This is a genomic window from Marinobacter sp. NFXS9 (assembly GCF_040148665.1).
Taxonomy (GTDB): domain Bacteria; phylum Pseudomonadota; class Gammaproteobacteria; order Pseudomonadales; family Oleiphilaceae; genus Marinobacter_A; species Marinobacter_A mangrovi.
The window spans coordinates 105,799-123,507 of sequence record NZ_JAGDDW010000011.1; the positions used below are offsets into that span (position 1 = coordinate 105,799).

Annotated in this window: 13 protein-coding genes; 7 read left to right on the forward strand and 6 right to left on the reverse strand. The window is 64.3% G+C overall.

Annotated features, from left to right (window positions below):
- Position 1: 1 nt before the first annotated feature.
- From lysA to J3364_RS16475, 3 genes are all read right to left on the reverse strand, one after another.
- Positions 2 to 1,252 carry a diaminopimelate decarboxylase gene (lysA, locus tag J3364_RS16465; RefSeq protein ID WP_349559338.1) on the reverse strand — a complete coding sequence of 417 codons (1,251 nt, stop codon included), beginning with the start codon at positions 1,250 to 1,252 and terminating at the stop codon, positions 2 to 4.
- Between the two features lie 53 nt (positions 1,253 to 1,305).
- The gene (lptM, locus tag J3364_RS22625; protein ID WP_502882526.1) at positions 1,306 to 1,461 is read right to left on the reverse strand and encodes an LPS translocon maturation chaperone LptM; all 156 of its coding nucleotides are present in this window, start codon (positions 1,459 to 1,461) and stop codon (positions 1,306 to 1,308) included.
- 89 nt (positions 1,462 to 1,550) lie between these two features.
- Positions 1,551 to 4,418, reverse strand: a complete 2,868-nt coding sequence (locus J3364_RS16475) for a class I adenylate cyclase (protein ID WP_349559340.1) — start codon at positions 4,416 to 4,418, stop codon at positions 1,551 to 1,553.
- Between the two features lie 155 nt (positions 4,419 to 4,573).
- Between J3364_RS16475 and J3364_RS16480 the strand changes: the two genes are divergently transcribed.
- Entirely contained in the window at positions 4,574 to 7,024 is a 2,451-nt protein-coding gene (locus J3364_RS16480; RefSeq protein ID WP_349559341.1) for an EAL domain-containing protein, read from the forward strand.
- Between the two features lie 25 nt (positions 7,025 to 7,049).
- Here the strand turns inward: J3364_RS16480 and argH are convergent, their stop codons facing one another.
- On the reverse strand, positions 7,050 to 8,447 hold the full coding sequence (argH, locus tag J3364_RS16485; RefSeq protein WP_349559342.1) for an argininosuccinate lyase: 1,398 nt from the start codon (positions 8,445 to 8,447) through the stop codon (positions 7,050 to 7,052).
- Between the two features lie 160 nt (positions 8,448 to 8,607).
- On the opposite strand from argH, the gene J3364_RS16490 reads away from it, so the two are divergent.
- The 6 genes from J3364_RS16490 to J3364_RS16515 all read left to right on the forward strand — a co-directional run bounded on the left by J3364_RS16490 (position 8,608) and on the right by J3364_RS16515 (position 14,684).
- Positions 8,608 to 9,690 carry a sensor histidine kinase gene (locus J3364_RS16490; RefSeq protein ID WP_203143637.1) on the forward strand — a complete coding sequence of 361 codons (1,083 nt, stop codon included), beginning with the start codon at positions 8,608 to 8,610 and terminating at the stop codon, positions 9,688 to 9,690.
- A 12-nt stretch (positions 9,691 to 9,702) separates the two neighbouring features.
- Positions 9,703 to 10,446 (forward strand): LytR/AlgR family response regulator transcription factor, encoded by a 744-nt coding sequence (locus J3364_RS16495; protein WP_349559344.1) that lies wholly within the window; start codon positions 9,703 to 9,705, stop codon positions 10,444 to 10,446.
- Between the two features lie 113 nt (positions 10,447 to 10,559).
- Positions 10,560 to 11,501 carry a hydroxymethylbilane synthase gene (gene hemC / locus J3364_RS16500; protein ID WP_123636438.1) on the forward strand — a complete coding sequence of 314 codons (942 nt, stop codon included), beginning with the start codon at positions 10,560 to 10,562 and terminating at the stop codon, positions 11,499 to 11,501.
- Positions 11,482 to 12,258 (forward strand): uroporphyrinogen-III synthase, encoded by a 777-nt coding sequence (locus J3364_RS16505; RefSeq protein WP_349559345.1) that lies wholly within the window; start codon positions 11,482 to 11,484, stop codon positions 12,256 to 12,258. Before hemC ends, J3364_RS16505 begins: the two co-directional genes overlap by 20 nt.
- A gap of 51 nt (positions 12,259 to 12,309) precedes the next feature.
- A complete protein-coding gene (locus J3364_RS16510; RefSeq protein WP_349559346.1) occupies positions 12,310 to 13,452 on the forward strand; it encodes a uroporphyrinogen-III C-methyltransferase in 1,143 nt (380 codons plus the stop codon).
- A complete protein-coding gene (locus tag J3364_RS16515; protein WP_349559347.1) occupies positions 13,449 to 14,684 on the forward strand; it encodes a heme biosynthesis HemY N-terminal domain-containing protein in 1,236 nt (411 codons plus the stop codon). Before J3364_RS16510 ends, J3364_RS16515 begins: the two co-directional genes overlap by 4 nt.
- A 535-nt stretch (positions 14,685 to 15,219) precedes the next feature.
- On the opposite strand, the gene J3364_RS16520 is transcribed toward J3364_RS16515, so the two are convergent.
- The gene (locus J3364_RS16520) at positions 15,220 to 16,260 is read right to left on the reverse strand and encodes a 2Fe-2S iron-sulfur cluster-binding protein (RefSeq protein ID WP_349559348.1); all 1,041 of its coding nucleotides are present in this window, start codon (positions 16,258 to 16,260) and stop codon (positions 15,220 to 15,222) included.
- Positions 16,217 to 17,695, reverse strand: coding sequence for a 4-hydroxy-3-polyprenylbenzoate decarboxylase (ubiD, locus tag J3364_RS16525; protein ID WP_349559349.1), 1,479 nt, complete (start codon positions 17,693 to 17,695; stop codon positions 16,217 to 16,219). The genes J3364_RS16520 and ubiD overlap by 44 nt, the downstream gene beginning before the upstream one ends.
- Positions 17,696 to 17,709: the final 14 nt, after the last annotated feature.

Consider the following 17,709-nt stretch of genomic DNA (forward strand, 5'->3'; position numbering starts at 1 on the left):
CCTACTCCGGCAGACAGGCTTCGAGTCGCATTTGATCCTCCAGGGTCTCGCGCTGGCGAATCACGTGCACCCGGTCGCCATCGACCATCAACTCCGGCGGCCGGTTACGGGAATTGTAGTTGGAACTCATCACGAAACCGTAGGCGCCCGCCGAACGCACCGCCAGCAGGTCGCCAGCGGCCAAAGCCAGACGGCGTTCCTTGCCCAGGAAATCGCCGGTTTCGCAGACCGGACCAACCAGGTCCCAGGCCTTTTCCTCGGCGTCTGTGCGCGGGGTGACCGGCACAATCGCTTGCCAGGCACTGTACAGCGCCGGCCGGATCAGGTCGTTCATGGCCGCATCGATGATGGCAAAATTGCGGTGACCGGTACACTTGAGGAACTCGACCCGGGTCAGCAGGATGCCGGCATTGGCCGCGATGGAACGCCCCGGTTCCAGTACGATTTCCAGCGTCCGGTCGCCCAGGCGCTTCTGGACTTCGGCCATGTAGTCGCTGGGCGAGGGCGGGGTTTCCTGATCGTAGGTCACCCCCAGACCGCCGCCCATATCCAGGTGGCGAATGTGGATGCCGTCTTCGGCCAGTTGGTCGATCAGCGCCAGCACCCGATCCAGGGCATCCATGAACGGCGCGACGGTGGTCAGCTGGGAACCGATGTGGCAGTCGACGCCCACCACATCCAGGTTCGACATGGCCGCAGCCTTGGCATAGATGCGGCGCGCCTCGGCGATATCGATGCCGAACTTATTCTCTTTCAGGCCGGTGGAAATGTACGGGTGGGTACCGGCGTCCACGTCCGGATTCACCCGCAGCGAGACCGGGGCCTGCTTGCCCAGCTCACCGGCGACGTCGTTGAGACGGTCCAGCTCGGTCTCGGACTCGACGTTAAAGCAGCGCACGCCCACGTCCAGCGCCCGGCGCATTTCCGACGGCTGTTTGCCCACGCCGGAGAACACCACTTTTTCCGGCTGGCCGCCGGCCCGCAGGACCCGTTCCAGCTCGCCCACCGAGACAATATCGAACCCGGCACCCAGACGCGCCAGCACGTTGAGGACCGCCAGGTTGCTGTTGGCCTTGACCGCGTAACAGATCAGGTGATCGCGGCCGGCCAGGGATTCATCATAGGCGCGAAAATGTCGCTCCAGCGTTGCGCGGGAATAGACGTAGGCCGGCGTGCCGAACTGTTCGGCGATCCGGGAGACAGGTACGTCCTCCGCGAAGAGGGTCCCGTCACGGTAATTGAAGTAATCCATGTCGTGTCCTGTAGAGAATGTCGGAAGACCGTCTCACCGCCCCGGCAAGCCGGTTATTGCGCGTCCTTGTCGTCTTTCGACGGGGCCGGCGAGGCTGCTGTATTCGCCGGTGCAGCCTGGGGTTCCTGTGGCAGGTAGAGCGGGCCTTTCTGGCCGCAACCGGACAAGAGCAGGATAAGGCTGGTAATGGCCAACAGACGCCTGGGCATGGTGTGATCGCTCCGCTTTAACTGATCGCGCCAGTATACCCACTGGGTTGCGGTGGTGCGAGGATCGTCGGCGCCCGGGGCCCTGTCACTCATACGCTTTCCTGCAGTCCCCGATTCAACTCCCGCTCCAGGGCAATCCGGTAAGACAGGTACTGGCAGGTTTGCAGGTCCTGCTGATAGGCCTGGGGATCCAGGTCGTGGGGCAGGTTGAGATCGGTAATATACACCGGGTACGGCTCGCCGGAGCGCCGCCGCGACCGCACGTAATGCGCCACGGCCGGGATCAGCTGGTCGCCGTACTCCAGCACGCTGAACTCCTCTGCGCCGCAGAAGAGATCGAAACGCACCGGGCTGTCGCCTTCCTGATGCCCCACCGCCTGCAGTTCGAAGCCCTCCATCGGCAGGTCGTCGGTAACGCCCGGGCGGCGCTCGATCACCCACTGGCCGCGCCGTTGGACCAGTTCGGCGCAGGTGACATCCAGCTCACCACCGGCATCAATCAGCGTCCGGCGCAGCTGGCGCCGCTCGGCAATGTTCATCAGAAAGCGCAGGACGGGCGCCAGCAGGTGACGCCGGCCGGTAAAGCCCTGTTCCCAATAGCTCAGTGAGCCGTGCTCGTCGACGACCCAGACCCGGGCCCGCCGGTCGCGCACCTGGTAGAACACCTGGATGTTGTCCGGCTGACTGGCCTTACACACCAGATCCAGCGCCGGATCTTCCTCGATCGCATGGCGGTCGAGAACCACGGGCATATACGTTGGCTGCGGTTTCTGCAGGTGCTCGAACAGCGCCGCACGTGATTCAAGGGCGACGAAGCCGGGCTCACCATCGTGGAACTGCAGCACGAAGTAACGCCGCTCGATTTCAATCACATAGCGCAGCGGGTGTGGGCCACGATGGCCGGTAAAAAAGCTTTGCTGGACGTCCTGGAACAGGGTCTGCAGGCGCCGTTCAATGGAGCTGGCGTGGCCGGCATCATGACAACGTACAGTGATGACCGGCGGTTCGGCCGGCGCCACCACCCGGGCCGCCAGGATGTTCTTCAGGCACTGGATCAGCGTATCGCCCACTTCATAACGGTGAACGCTCACCTCGTGCCAGCTGTTGAGCATGACCTGATCCAGGGTTTGCACCAGGTTCTCGCGACCGCCACTGAATCCCAGCGAATCGTGCCGGCCACTCAGTTTGTGCAGCCCCTTCTCGGTCAGCGTGGCCTGCGGATCCACCGCCACGTTGACGAACAGCAGGATGCGTAACGGACGACTGTCTTCCAGCAGAGCCTCCCGTGAGGCCGCCACCTCAGGTACTGGCAAGTCGGTTTGCAGGTCCTCGATCATGCCGCGCAAGCCACCGAGGCTCAGATGACTGGACCCGCTGCGCAGGTTCAGGCGAGTTGCCCGGGTCAGCAGGCCGTTGCAATGGCACCACACCAGCATCTCCACCAGACTGCCGGAGCGCCGGATGACCGGTTGCCAGAAGGCATCGGCGGGATTTTCCAGATCCCGGTACAGCAGCCATCCGCCCACGCCGTCCGCATTCCCGTTCTGGGTCGACTGGTGGTGGAACGACAGGTTTTCTTCCGCCAGGCTGGGGGCCAGGTTGGGATTGATCATTTCCACCTTGCCGGCCTTGCGCTGGAACGCCGCATAAAGTTTTCGCCCCAGCAACCCCATATCCCGGGGCCGGATCGCCGCGCTGATGGCGTGGGTGCGCGCCAGACGCGAGAGGAATCGGTAGCTGTGGGTCAGCTCCGCCACAATCTGGCGCCGCAACACCTGCACGTCACCGGCTCGCCAGCGGTGCCGGTCGTCGAGCCAGCGCACCTGCTTGGCGTCCCAACCCCAGTCGGCCACCATCTCCTGCAACAGCGCCGACTGCCAGCGGCGATCCACCCGCTCCAGCCGGGTCAGCGGGACACCGGTCTTGAGATACAGGCTTTGGCGCACCAGCTCCAGCCGTTCCGGGGCCTGCATCCGCGTCAGCCAGTCCGCCAGCCGCTCATAAAGCATGACGTAGGGATCGAGCCGGTCCGCCTCGGTGTGGCCGGCATACACCCGGGCCTTGAACGCCAGACACAGCGGGCCTGCCTCGCGATCGCGGGCATAGCATTCGATCAGCAGCAGTTTGAGCAATGACTTCCAGGGGGAATCGATGCCCTTGTACAACTGCCAGACCCCGGCACCGAGAAACTCCGCCTCGGGGATCGCCGGCACGGGCCCGAAATCAAGGTACTGGTCCGCCCGGATGAAGCGGCATTCGATCAATTGATGCACGAGGGCGTCGTAATCGGTCTCTTCCGATGCCGGAATCAGCCACCACAAGGGGTAGCAGCCGGCCAGGTGGATCCCGGTCCGGTAGAATTCGTCCAGCAGCAGGTAATGCTGGGCACTGCCACAGTTCTCGCCGTTGACCTCGACCCGCTGGCGCCCTTCCCGGAACTCGCCGGCCGCAAACACGAACACATGCAGCTCCAGACCCAGGGAATCGGCCCAACGGGACACCGCCTCCGCCTTGGCCTCCAGACGCCGGATGGCTGCCTCGCCCAGATCCGGCCGGTGGCACAGCCACACGTCCAGATCGCTGGCCACCGAATGGCCCAGCGTGCCCGGGCTGCCCATAACGTACAGCCCCTGGATATCCGGCCGGCGACGGCCAGTGGAGCGCATGCGGAAGGTTCGGGCCAGGCGCTGCGCCGCCGCCAGCTCCTCGTCGTCCGGCTGGTAATGGGACACGCCGTAGGGGCAGGCATGATCGAGGTAGCCGGGCAGTGAGGGGTGATTCAGGTGGAAAATCAGCGGCAGCAGGTCAAGCACCACCTGCTGGCGCGTGGCCAGGGCCTCCCGGGCCCGCTGCCGGCGGACGCGGTTAACGCCCAGGAATCGGTCGCAGAGCCGGCGCAGGGTCTTGCGGTCGATCCCGTCGGCAAAATCGAGCTGGATGGCAGTGGCTGGTGTCACGCGTGTCTGGTATCCGGATTGTCAGGGTCGCACGTTCATTCTGTGGAACGTGTCTCAAACCGCCATTATCGATATGATGTGTGTCGGCTTTCAAACCACAATAACAAAACCCGTATCGGGTTGAACGTGACTCTTTCGAGTAACCGGACACGACCGTGAAGGAATTCCTCATCAGCCGCCATCGTCGCGAGAGCGCCCCCGGCGCCGAACGACGCACGCTGGTCCGCATCGACGACAACGGCATCATCACCTTTGCCGATGCCCAGGCCGATGCGGTGCTCGGCTATGATCCCCAGGAGCTGGCCGGTCGCAAACTGGCCAGCCTGGCGGCAACGCGTCAGGACGATCCGCTCGCCCCGGCTCACCATGAACAGCTCGAGCGCGGTGATCCGATCCTTCTCACCCTGCGTCACCGTGACGGCTTTTTCTTCACCGCCCGGTTCTCCATCCGGGTCGATGTCGCCGATGTGGACCAGCCGGCCACCGCCGCCATCACTCCCCGCGGCCAGGAGCCCCTGGACCCACGACTGCTGCAGATGACCGAAGCCTCCGGCCAGTTGGGCCTCTGGCAACTGGATACCCGCAGCAATCGCATGACCTGGTCCGACGGTCTCTACCGATTGTTCGACCTGCGCCCGGGCAGCGATATTTCGCCAGAGCACGCCCTGTTCTACTTCCAGGAGCACCAACAACGGGTGCGCGCCCTGTTCCGGCGCTGTGTGCGCTCAGGGGCCTCGTTCACCCGCGACCTGCACATCCTGACCGACAAGCAGCGGTTGCGCCCGGTACGCCTCAGCGGGCGGGCGCTCATGACCGGCGACAAGATCACCGCCGTCGCCGGCACCCTCGTCGACCTGTCGGAACGCCTCAATCAGCGGGAAGCCCGCCGCGAAGTGGAGCAACTGCTGCAGGGCCTGTTGGCCGCCAGTGATGACCTGATCCTGGCGGTCGATCCCAACCTCCACGTGCTGGCGCTCAACCAGGCCATGGCCAGCCAGTTCGAAAGCACCTTCGGCCGCCGCCCCCGGGTTGGCGACAACCTGTGCCAACTGCTGCAGGACTACCCCAACGAGCGCCGCCTCAACCAGCGTCTGTGGGAAAAGGCGCTGGAGCGGGATCATTTCACGGTGGAGATGCCACTGGCCCAGCAGGAACAGGAACTGCCGGTCTACGAGTTTCGCTTCCAGCGACTGCGGGACGCCCAGGGGCACACGCTGGGTGCGGTCCACGTGGGGCGCGACATCAGTTACCGTTTGCGCACCCGTGACAACCTCAATTACCTGAGCCAGCACGATCCCATGACCGGGCTGCTCAACCGGCGCGAACTGCTCCGCCGCCTGCAACGGGCCATCGATCAGACCGCCGGTGACAGCCCGGGCCACGCCCTGCTGTTCCTGGACCTGGATCACGTCACCCGCTTCAACGATTCGGCCGGCGCCGGGGCCTGCGACCGGTACCTGCGCGAACTGGCCGGGATGCTCGGCACCCGTATCCGCCACCGGGATGCCCTGGCCCGGGTCTCGGCCGACAAGTTTGCGCTGATCCTGGACCGCTGCGCCGAACCGGAAGCCCGTAAGGTGGCCCGCAATCTCTGCGATCATATCGGCGAGTTTGTCTTCGAGTGGCAGGGCCAGCCCCTGCAGACCACCGCCAGCGGCGGCCTGGTGCCGTTCGCCCGCGGCCAGGCGCCGACCCGCGCCGAAGAACTGCTGACCCTGGCGGCGGATTTGTGCCAGACCGCCAAGAATGCCGGGCGCAATCGCATCCACGTGCACCGCGATCACGGCGCCAACATGCTGGAAAGCGAGGCCCAGAAGCTGCTGGCGCGTCTGCAGGCGTGCGTCCGCGAAGACCGGATCGCGCTGATGTACCAGTCACTGCGGCCGGTCACCAGCGCCACCTGGGGCGAGCATGTGGAGATACTCGCCCGGCTGGAATACGGGGACGGCGATCAGGGGTTCTGGCTGCCCAACGATTTCCTGCCGGTGGCGGAACGCTTTGACCTGGCCCGGGACATCGACCGCCGGGTGATCCGCAAGACCCTGTCCTGGCTGCGCCAGCATGCCCTGCTGGAACCGCGCCTGAAGCTGTGCAGCTTCAACCTGTCACTGGCCAGCGTGCTGGATGAGGAGTTCCCGGCCTTCATCGCCGAACAGGTGCGAACGTCCAACTTCCCGGCCGAGCGCTTCTGTTTCGAGATTCGGGAGAGCGACGCCACCGGCTACCCGGACGAGGCGTCCGTGTTCTGCGATGCGATCCATGACGTGGGATGCCGGGTGGCCCTGGATGGCGCCGGGGCGTCGGTGGAGAGTTACGCGCTGGCCGCGCGCCTGCCGGTGGACGTGATCAAGCTCGACCGCAGCCTGATGAAAGATCTGGGCGAGGATCCGGTCCAGCAGGTGATGGTGGAAGCGCTGCACCGGATTGCGGAAACGGCGGGCAAGATCACCGTCGCCACCTTCATCGAGAGCGACGAGACCCTGCGCCAGGTGCGCCGGCTGGGCATTCACTTCGGGCAGGGTTTCCGAATCACGGCGCCGCGCCCGATTCAGGATCTGGCCCCGGCCGCCGTCGATCTCAGCGTGGGGCGGATCGGGACGACCTGATTCAGGCCGCCCCTCGAACACGTCGTTACTCAGCCATAGCCTTGCGCGCCCGGGCTACGGCCGCGCGCACCTGCGTCGGTGCGGTGCCGCCGAGGTGATCACGGGCCTGAACGGAGCCTTCCAGCGTCAGCACGTCGAACACGTCCTCACCGATGACATCGGAGAAGCGCGACAGCTCGTCCAGGGTCATGTCGGACAGGTCGCGTTCTTCCGCCACGCCAAACGCCACGGCCTTGCCGACGATCTCGTGCGCATCCCGGAACGCCACGCCTTTCTTCACCAGGTAATCCGCCAGATCGGTGGCGGTGGAGAAACCGCGCTTGGCCGCAACACGCATGTTCCCGGCCTTGGCCTCGATCGCCGGCACCATGTCGGCGTAGGCCTTGAGGCAGCCCTTGACCGTGTCGACCATGTCGAACAGCGGTTCCTTGTCTTCCTGATTGTCCTTGTTGTAGGCCAGCGGCTGACCTTTCATCAAGGTCAGCAGGCTGATCAGGTGGCCGTTGACACGACCGGTCTTGCCGCGCACCAGTTCCGGCACGTCCGGATTCTTCTTCTGCGGCATGATGGATGAGCCGGTGCAGAAGCGGTCCGGCAGGTCGATGAAGTCGAACTGGGCGGAGGTCCACAGCACCAGCTCCTCACTGAAGCGGGACAGATGCGTCATCAGCAGGGCGGCGAAGCTGCCGAATTCGATGGCAAAATCCCGGTCGCTGACCGAATCCAGGGAGTTCTCGGTGGGTCGATCGAAGCCCAGCAGTTCGGCGGTGTAGGCGCGGTCGATCGGGTAGGTGGTGCCGGCCAGGGCGGCGGCGCCCAGCGGCATGATATTGACCCGCTTGCGGCAGTCCAGCAGCCGCTCGGTGTCCCGGGCCAGCATTTCATACCAGGCCAGCAGGTGGTGACCGAAAGTGACCGGCTGGGCGGTCTGCAAGTGGGTGAAGCCAGGCATGATGGTGTCCGCTTCGCGCTCGGCCAGATCCAGGAGGCCCGTGCGCAGGCGCACCAGTTCTTCGCGGATCACATCGATCTCGTCGCGCAGGTACAGGCGGATGTCGGTGGCCACCTGGTCGTTGCGGCTGCGACCGGTGTGGAGCTTCTTGCCGGTGATGCCAATGCGGTCCGTCAGCGCCTTCTCGACGTTCATATGCACGTCTTCCAGGCTGACCGACCACTGGAACTTACCGGACTCGATGTCCGCCTTGACCGCCTGCAGACCTTCGATGATCTGATCGCGCTCGTCGTCCGTCAGCACCCCGACCTTGGCCAGCATGGTGGCGTGGGCAATCGAGCCAGTAATATCATGGTGATATAAGCGCTGATCAAACCCGACGGAAGCGGTAAACCGCTCGACAAAAGCATCGGTCGGCTCGCTGAAGCGGCCACCCCAGGGTTTCTCGGAAGACGTGTTCTGGTCGGTCATGGGCTATCTTTCCTGCTGACTGGATTTGCGGCGCCGTCTCGCGCATCGGGCGGGATTGTACCATTCCCGGGCGCGCCTCTGTATAAAGAGGCCACCCGGGTTCGAACAAAACACATGGCCACTGGCGTCCCGCGCGCAGGCCTCAATCACAGGACACCGAATGCCACCGGCCCCACCCAAAAACCACAACGACGGCGAGCTGGCCGGCAACGACTTTTTCGTCCCGGATCTGTGCCGGGTTCGCGCCGTGTTTTTGCTGGTCATGACCAGCGAGCTGATCGTCCTGCTCATGTCGATCCTGCACGCCACCCACGGCTGGATCGACTGGCACTATTTCGGGCTGGTCTCGCTGTTCGTCCAGTGGACCGTGCTGACCAGCAGCGCCCTGATCTGCAGCCTGCGTCGCTGGCTGCAGCATTTCCGCACGCCGCAGGTCGTGCTGATCATTTCCGCCGTGGTCCTGCTGGACGTGGCTGCCTTCACCTTCGCCGCCGACGGCATCCTCAGCGCCGAGACCCTGCCGCTGCCCAGCCACATGCTGGGGCGCAACCTGCTGGCGGCGCTGATCATCACGCTGATGGTATTGCGTTATTTCTACCTCCAGAATCAGTGGCAGCAGCAGAAACAGGCGGAAATGCAGTCCCGGATGGCGGCGCTGCAGGCCCGAATCCACCCCCATTTCCTGTTCAACAGTATGAACACCATCGCCAGCCTGATCGCCACCCGCCCCACCCAGGCGGAGGACGCGGTGCTGGATCTGTCCGAGCTCTTCCGGGCCAGCCTGCGCACCCAGGACCGGCTGATCCCGCTGGGCGAAGAGCTGACCCTGTCGCGGCGCTACCTGGCCATCGAAGGCCTGCGTTTGGGAGAGCGTCTGACCGTGGACTGGGACCTGGACGACGAACTGGCCCGACAAGCCATACCGCCACTGACCCTCCAGCCGCTGGTGGAAAATGCGATCTATCACGGCATCCAGCCCCGCCCCGAAGGCGGTACGGTGCGCATCCACACCTATCGCAAGCGGCATTCGGTCTATATTGAAGTCCAGAATCCGGAACGGCCGAGCGATTCGGACCAGGCCCGCCACCGGGGCAACCAGGTGGCCCTGGCCAACATTCGCGCCCGACTGGATGCCCTGTTCGACGAGCAGGCCGTGCTCAAGCACAGCGTGCACGACGGCCGCTACACGGTGACCTTGCGGTTGCCGTGGCGTACCATCAGCAACGAACCGCAACCGGGCTGAAGGAACCCCTGCATGGCACAACGCATTCTGATCGCCGACGACGAGCCCCTGGCCAGGGAGCGGCTGCAACGCCTGGTCAACGACCTGCCGGAGTACGAAGTCTGCGCCGAAGCCTCGGACGGCGACGATGTGCTGCGCCAGATCGCCAGCGCCGCGCCCGACATCATCCTGCTGGACATCCGCATGCCCGGCCTCGACGGTCTGGCGGTGGCTGAAAAGATCAACGCCCTGACCAACCCACCGGCGATCATCTTCTGCACCGCTTACGATCAGTACGCCATCAACGCCTTCGAAGTGCAGGCGGTGGCCTATCTGCTCAAACCGGTGCGCCGGGAAAACCTGGGTGACGCCCTGGCCCGCGCCGGCCGGGTCAACCGGGTCCAACTGCAGGCACTGCAAGCCGCCAACGAGTCCGATCCCGGGCAACTCGCCGTGCGCACCCATCGCGGCACCGAACTCATTGATATCGCCAGCATCCGCTTCTGCGAGGCGGACCAGAAGTGCGTCACCATCCACCACGGTCAGGGCGAAACGGTCACCGACTACACCCTGAAGGAGCTGGAACACAGCTACCCGGACACCCTGTTGCGCGTCCATCGCCACACCCTGGTGGGCCGGCGCCATATCGCCGCCATGACCCGCTCCCCGGAAGGTCAGTACCTGATCCGCCTCAGGAACCACGAGGCGCGCCTGCAGGTGAGCCGGCGGCATGCCAGCTCGGTACGGGAGGCCCTGCACCGGCAGGAGCGTTCATAGACCGGATGCAACGCCCCTGATACGACCATGGAAGGAAGCGCAAGCCCGCGACTTTTGGCGCCATTCACGTTAGGCTAGGGCCTTCCACAGACCGGATATCCGATTGTATTTCCATGACAGAACGTACCCTGCGCATTGCAACCCGTAACAGCGCCCTCGCCCTCTGGCAGGCGGAATTCATTAAGGCCGAGCTGGAGCGCCTGCACCCCCACGTCAAGGTGGAACTGCTGGGCATCAAGACCCAGGGGGACAAGATCCTCGACGTGCCGCTGGCCAAGATCGGCGGCAAGGCACTGTTCGTCAAGGAACTGGAAGAAGCCATGCTGGATGGCCGCGCCGATCTGGCGGTCCATTCCATGAAAGATGTGCCGATGGAGTTCCCGGAAGGCCTGGGGCTGGTCGCCATCTGCGAGCGTGGTGATCCCACGGATGCGTTTGTCAGCAATCACTTTGAGAACGTCGATGCCCTGCCCCAGGGCGCCATCGTCGGCACCTCCAGCATGCGCCGGGAAGCCCAGTTGCGGGCCTATCGCCCGGATCTGGAAATCCGCACCCTGCGCGGCAATGTGAACACCCGCCTGGCCAAGCTGGACGCCGGTGACTACGACGCCATCGTACTGGCCAGCTCCGGCCTCAAGCGTCTCGGCTTCGACGAGCGCATCCGCTACTGCATTCCCGACACCATTTCCCTGCCGGCGGTCGGCCAGGGTGCCCTCGGCATCGAGTGCCGGCTGGATGATCAGGAACTGGTGGATCTGCTGCGCCCGCTGAACCATATCGATTCAGCCGATCGGGTTCACGCCGAGCGGGCCCTGAACAAGCGCCTTGAAGGCGGCTGCCAAGTGCCCATTGCCGCCTACGCCCTGCTGGAAGATCAGGACACCGTCTGGCTGCGGGGCCTGGTGTCGTCGGTCAACGGTCAGGAAGTCTACCGGGTGGAAGGCCGCGCACCGCGCGATCAAGGCGAGCGCCTGGGCCGTGAACTGGCCGAGGATCTGCTGCGGATGGGCGCCGACCGGATTCTGGCGGAGATCTATGGCTACAAGGTCGAATGATCGCCCGCTGACCGGCCGACGCATCCTCATCTGCCGGCCGCAACCGGACGCGGACCGATTGGCCGAGCGCCTGCAGGCCGAGGGCGCGCAGACCCACTGCCTGCCGCTGCTGGAGCGCCGGCCGCTGCCGGAAAGCCCGGAGCGTCGCACCCGGTTCCAGGAGTTGGATCTCTATCAACATGTCATTGCGGTCAGCCCCGGTGCCGCGCGCCTGTTCGTGGAGCAGGCCGAGGACTGGTGGCCGCAGTGGCCAGTGGGTCTACACTGGTATGGAGTGGGAAGCGGCACAGCCGAGGTGCTGGAGCAGGCCGGACTGACGGTCACCATTCCACCGCACGGATTCACCAGCGAACACCTGCTGGCCCTCGACACGCTGCGCCAGCCCACCGGCGAGCGCATCCTGATCGCCAAGGGTCGCGGCGGCCGGGAGCTGCTGGGCCAGACGCTGGCCGATCGGGGCGCGCGGGTCGACAACCTGGAGTTGTACGAACGGGTCTGCCCCGACTATGAAGCGGCCACCATCGCGTCGGCGCTCAACGATTTTGATCCGGATGCCGTGATTGTGCTGTCCGGGGAAACATTGAACAATCTCATCGCGCTGGGTGAGAATACAGACAACGCCCTCAAGCGCCGCACACTGCTGGTCCCGGTGGACCGCGTGGCACAAACGGCACGGGAACGGGGTTTTGAGCGTGTGTTTATTCCGGAACAGCTGACGCCCGAAGGCCTGATTGAATGTCTCGGACACCTGGACTGAAGGCAGCCGCCCCGGAGCCAGTGGACTACCCATAATCGAGTAAGGACGCCTGTGACTGACTCTACGACTAACCTGCCGGCCCCGGTCAATTCGACCCCACAGCAACCCCGCCGCCTCTGGCCGCTCTGGCTGATTGCCGTGATTGCACTGATCGCCGTCATCGGACTGGGCCTATGGAGTTGGCACCTGTGGCAGCAGCAACAGGCCTTGCAGCAATCCCTGAACTACCTAGACGCCACCACCGAGCGCCTGGACCGGGATTACAGCCAGTCCGGCGGCCAGCTGCGCGAGCGCATCCAGTCGCTGCAGGGGGATGTGACGGATCAGGCCAAACTGATCAGCGACATGCGCCGGCAGATCGATCACAACGCCCGCACCCTGCTGGAAGCCGGTAATCGCACCCGCACCGACTGGCTCCTGGCCGAAGCAGAATACCTGCTACGCATTGCCAACCAGCGCTTGCAGGTGGAAAAGGACTACCGCGGCGCGCTGTCTGCCCTCAAGGCGGCGGATGACGTGCTGGAAAAAACCGACGATCCCGGCAGCTACCCGGTCCGCAAACAGGTGGCCCAGGAAATCCTCTCCCTCAAGAGCGTGGCGGGGGTCGACAAGACCGGTCTCTATCTCCAACTGGAAGCGGCCATCGACTCCATCGGCAAGCTGAGCGACAGCGCCCTGGCCATGGACGCCAGCGCCGACTACACCCAGACGATGTCGCAGGATCCCGAAAAGACCGAAGAGCGCGGTGCTCTTGCCAAAGGCTGGGCCCAGATCAAGGGTACTCTGAGCGAAGCCATCGCCATCCGCCGCCTGGACGAGCCGGTCAAGCCCCTGCTGTCGCCGGACCAGAGCGCCTACGTACGCCTGAACATGCGCCTGATGCTGGAAGAGGCCCAGCTCGCCGTCCTGCGGGGCAACCAGACGCTCTACAACCAGGCCCTGAAGAAGGCCACCGATTGGCTGAACACCTGGTACGACGGCAGCCACAGCAAAGTGGTCGGCCTGCGTGACACACTGGGCGAACTGTCGGGCAAGGACATCAACCCAGCGTTGCCGGACATCAGCCAGTCCCTGACGCTGCTCAAGGCCCGCCTGGAAGGGCGCCTGAACGCCACCAGCGGCGAGACCAAGCCGGCCGACAACGAGAAATCCGACAGTGCCCCGGCCGGGGATAAGGCGGGCGACGCGTCATGAGGAAGGTCTTCATCCTGCTGCTGGCCGCGCTGCTGATCGGCGCGCTGCTCAGCCTCGGCCTGCAATACGACAGCGGCTATATCCGCATCAGCCTGGGCAACTATCTGATCGAGACCAATTTCTGGATTGGCGTGCTGCTGATCCTCGTGATCACGCTCGTTATCCAGATGATCCTGGTCACAGCCCGCCGCCTGCGCAGCGGCTCCGGCCTGGTCAGCACCTGGCTCAACCAGAGTGCCGAACGCCGCGCCCGGCGTCGGACGACCCAGGGGTTGCTGGCCCTTGCCGAAGGCAACTGGCCGCGCGGTCGCAAACTGCTGGAGGCCTCGGCCGGCAAGGCGGATACGCCGCTGATCAACTATCTGGCCGCCGCCCAGTGTGCCTTTGAATGCGACGATCACGACGCCGTCGATGATTTGCTGCGTAAGGCCTTCGAGAGCACGCCGGGCTCGGATCTCGCCGTCGGCATCACCCAGGCCCAGCTGCAGATTGCCGGCCAGCGTTACGAACAGGCTCTGGCCACGCTGATCCGGCTGCGCAAGCAGGCGCCGCATCATCCGTTCGTGCTGAAACTGCTGCGCACCGTCTACGAGGCCCTGGAAGACTGGAAGGAGCTGTCCTCGCTGATTCCGGAGCTGCGCAAGCGGGATCTGGCCGACGCGGAAGAATTGCAAACCCTGGAGCGCAAGGCCTGGCACAACCTGTTGCACCGGGCTGCCGATGACATTCGCCGTCAAAGCCCGGGGGCACGCGACCTGAGCCCGTTGATCCAGCTCTGGGACGAGCTGCCCGGCTCTATGCGCCGTGACGAGTTCACCATCCACGAGTATGCCCGCAACCTTGCCCTGCTGGGCGACGAGGCCCAGGCGGAAACCCTGCTGCGCAAGGTCTTGCGGAATCACTGGAGCGACGAGCTGGTCAACCTGTATGGCCGCATCGAAGGCGAAAAGCCGGACGAGCAACTGCTGGCCGCCGAACGCTGGCTCCAGGACCGCCCGAACAACCCGGAGCTGCTGCTGGCGCTGGGTCGTCTGAGCCTGCGTAACGAGCTGTGGGGGAAAGCGCGGGAATACTTCGAGACCAGCCTGCGTCTGAAGCGCAACACCGAGACCATCGCCGAACTGGCCCGTCTGAATGCCCATATGGGGCATGAGGAAGAGAGCAACCAGATGCTGCTGCAAAGCATGCTGAAGGACAGCGGTCTGCCCAACCTGCCGATGCCGAAGGCGTAACGGGCCTGTCGCAGGATGTGGTGAGCCTGTAGGTTGGGCTGACAAAGGAAGCCCAACATGAAACGAACACGGGGCCATCCGGATTTTGGCCAAACATGGGCGTTGGTGGGGGCGTACCAAGCAATGGGTTCGGCGAGACATCGCCAATAGCGGTCATTTGTTGGGCTTCCTGCGTCAGCCCAACCTACCGGATGCCGTTAGCGCCGCGCCTTGTCGGACCAAGCTAACGCGAGCGTGTAGCCGATACTTTAGAGGGTGTTGCAATAGCTTTCGGGTAAAAGGCTCGCCGGAGATAATCGCCTGCTATAGAAGGGCGCCTGACGGCGCCTCCCCTCTCCCTCGAGGGGAGAGGGAGTGTACGACGCAACTTTTGGAATACTGGGGCTTCTGCAACAGCCTCTTTAACTTCGGAGCTGGCCGCAGGCCAGCCCTGGATTTCGCGAGGTCCAGAAACAACAAAGGAGCCTTGCGGCTCCTCCGAAGCTGAAGCGTCGGCTACATTAAAGAGCCAAGCCCCACGCATACTTTCTGAACCCTAGCTCCGCGGCGCATACTCCAGCACATCCGAATAGAAGGCGGATTCCGGCAGCCCCGCTTCCAGCAGCGCGTCCATCAGCGTGTAGACCATCGGCGGGGAACCGCTGGCCATCACCTCGACTTCCGGCCACTCGTAGCCACCAGCCAGAACCGCGCGGACCAACTGGTCGTGATGGCCGCTCCAGTCGTTGTCGGCGTCGTCACCCACCACCGGGAAGAAGGCAAAGCCCGGCCACTCCTCGTGCCACTCCCAGGCCAGGGAGCGCAGGTACATGTCCTCGTGCCGGCGTACCCCCCAGTACAGGAAGACCGGTTGCTTGCAGTCGGTCTCGCGCAGGTAATCCACGATGCTTTTCATCTGGGCGAAGCCAGTACCGGCGGCGATCAGAATCAGCGGTTTGGTGGGCTCCTGGGCCAGGCAAGCCTTGCCGTGCGGCAATTCCAGGGTCACCTGACCCGGATCACGAAACGCCTCCATCACCTTCAGCGCCGTGGCCCAATCCGTGCCGGCCTGCACATGCAGCTCGATCGAAGAGGCCGTCGGACTGCTGGCGATGGAGAAATAGGACGGCTCGGCGCCCGGCAGGCGCACCGACAGGTACTGGCCGGCGTGGAAATCAAGCTCACGGCGACGCGGCAGGTCCAGGGTCACCCGATACACATCGTGACTTAGCGGGGTGATGTCCCGGACATTTGCCTGCACCTGTTGGGGCGTATTGGAACCTGCAGCCATAACCTCCTCAATCTCCAGTTCAACCGGTCCGCGCGGCTGGCATCGACACAGCATGACGGTCGCGGACGGATGTTCGTCTTGGCGGGTCCGGGTATTGAAGACCCGTCCCGATAGTAACCGGGCTTCGCATAGTTCGCAGACCCCATTGCGACAGGACCAGCGAACGGCCACACCCGCCCGGCGGGCTGCCGTCAGCAGATCGTCCCCGGATGAGGCGGTAAACTCCAGACCGGCCGGCATAATCCGGACCTGCGTCGGCGGTTCAGCGTTCCGGGGCATCAATCCCCAGTTCGGACCAGATGGCATCGACCCGTTCCTTCACGGCCGGATCCATGGCGATGGGACGACCCCACTCCCGGTCAGTCTCGCCCGGCCACTTGGTGGTGGCATCCAGCCCCATCTTGGAGCCCAGCCCGGCCACCGGCGAGGCGAAATCCAGATAATCGATGGGCGTATTCTCGACCATCGTGGTGTCCCGCACCGGATCCATTCGCGTGGTGATGGCCCAGATGACATCGTTCCAGTCGCGCGCGTTCACATCGTCGTCGGTGACGATCACGAACTTGGTGTACATGAACTGCCGCAGGAACGACCATACGCCCATCATCACACGTTTGGCATGGCCGGCATACTGCTTGCGCATGGTCACCACTGCCATGCGGTAGGAGCAGCCCTCCGGCGGCAGGTAGAAGTCGACGATTTCCGGAAACTGCTTCTGCAGGATCGGCACGAAGACCTCATTCAGCGCCAGACCAAGGATCGCCGGCTCATCCGGCGGGCGCCCGGTGTAGGTGCTGTGATAAATCGGGTTCTTGCGGTGGGTGACCCGCTCCACGGTGAACACCGGGAAGGTCTCCACCTCGTTGTAATACCCGGTGTGATCACCGAACGGCCCTTCCGGCGCGGTATCGTCGGGATAGATAAACCCTTCCAGTACGATCTCCGCACTGGCCGGAATCTGCAGCTCCGACAAACCCGCCTTGACCAGTTCGGTCCGGCTGCCCCGCAACAGCCCGGCAAAGGCGTATTCGGACAGACTGTCCGGCACCGGCGTCACCGCACCGAGGATGGTCGCCGGATCCGCGCCCAGCGCGACGGCCACCGGGAACGGCTCGCCCGGATGGGCCTTCTGCCACTCCTGGAAATCCAGCGCTCCGCCGCGATGGCTCAGCCAGCGCATGATCAGCCGGTTGCGACCAATCAGCTGCTGTCGGTAAATCCCCAGATTCTGGCGCTCCTTGTGTGGCCCGCGGGTAATCACCAGCGGCCAGGTCACCAGGGGCCCGGCATCCCCGGGCCAGCAATGCTGGATCGGGATCTTATACAGATCAACATCGTCCTTCTCGATGACTACGTCCTGGCACGGCGCCGAGCGACGGACCTTCGGCCCCATCTGCATCACCTGCCTGAAGATCGGCAGCTTTTCCCAGGCGTCCCTGAATCCTTTGGGGGGATCCGGCTCCTTGAGGAAGGCCAGCAGTTTGCCCACTTCCCGCAGACTTTCCACATCCTCCTGCCCCATGCCGAGCGCCACCCGCCGAGGTGTGCCGAACAGATTGCCCAACACGGGCATGTCATACCCCTTGGGGTTCTCGAACAGCAGCGCCGGGCCACCGGCACGCAGGGTGCGGTCGCAGATCTCGGTCATTTCCAGGTAGGGGTCGACTTCCGTCTTGATTCGCTTGAGCTCGCCCAGCTTTTCCAGCTGGTCGATAAAATCACGCAGATCGTCGTATTTCATGCGGCAGTCCTGGC

Coding starts and splice junctions, on each gene's coding strand:
- lysA (WP_349559338.1), bottom strand. CDS start 1,252: ATGGATTACTTCAATTACCGTGACGGGACCCTCTTCGCGGAGGACGTA.
- lptM (WP_502882526.1), bottom strand. CDS start 1,461: ATGCCCAGGCGTCTGTTGGCCATTACCAGCCTTATCCTGCTCTTGTCC.
- argH (WP_349559342.1), bottom strand. CDS start 8,447: ATGACCGACCAGAACACGTCTTCCGAGAAACCCTGGGGTGGCCGCTTC.
- J3364_RS16490 (WP_203143637.1), top strand. CDS start 8,608: ATGCCACCGGCCCCACCCAAAAACCACAACGACGGCGAGCTGGCCGGC.
- J3364_RS16495 (WP_349559344.1), top strand. CDS start 9,703: ATGGCACAACGCATTCTGATCGCCGACGACGAGCCCCTGGCCAGGGAG.
- hemC (WP_123636438.1), top strand. CDS start 10,560: ATGACAGAACGTACCCTGCGCATTGCAACCCGTAACAGCGCCCTCGCC.
- J3364_RS16505 (WP_349559345.1), top strand. CDS start 11,482: ATGGCTACAAGGTCGAATGATCGCCCGCTGACCGGCCGACGCATCCTC.
- J3364_RS16515 (WP_349559347.1), top strand. CDS start 13,449: ATGAGGAAGGTCTTCATCCTGCTGCTGGCCGCGCTGCTGATCGGCGCG.
- J3364_RS16520 (WP_349559348.1), bottom strand. CDS start 16,260: ATGCCATCTGGTCCGAACTGGGGATTGATGCCCCGGAACGCTGAACCG.
- ubiD (WP_349559349.1), bottom strand. CDS start 17,695: ATGAAATACGACGATCTGCGTGATTTTATCGACCAGCTGGAAAAGCTG.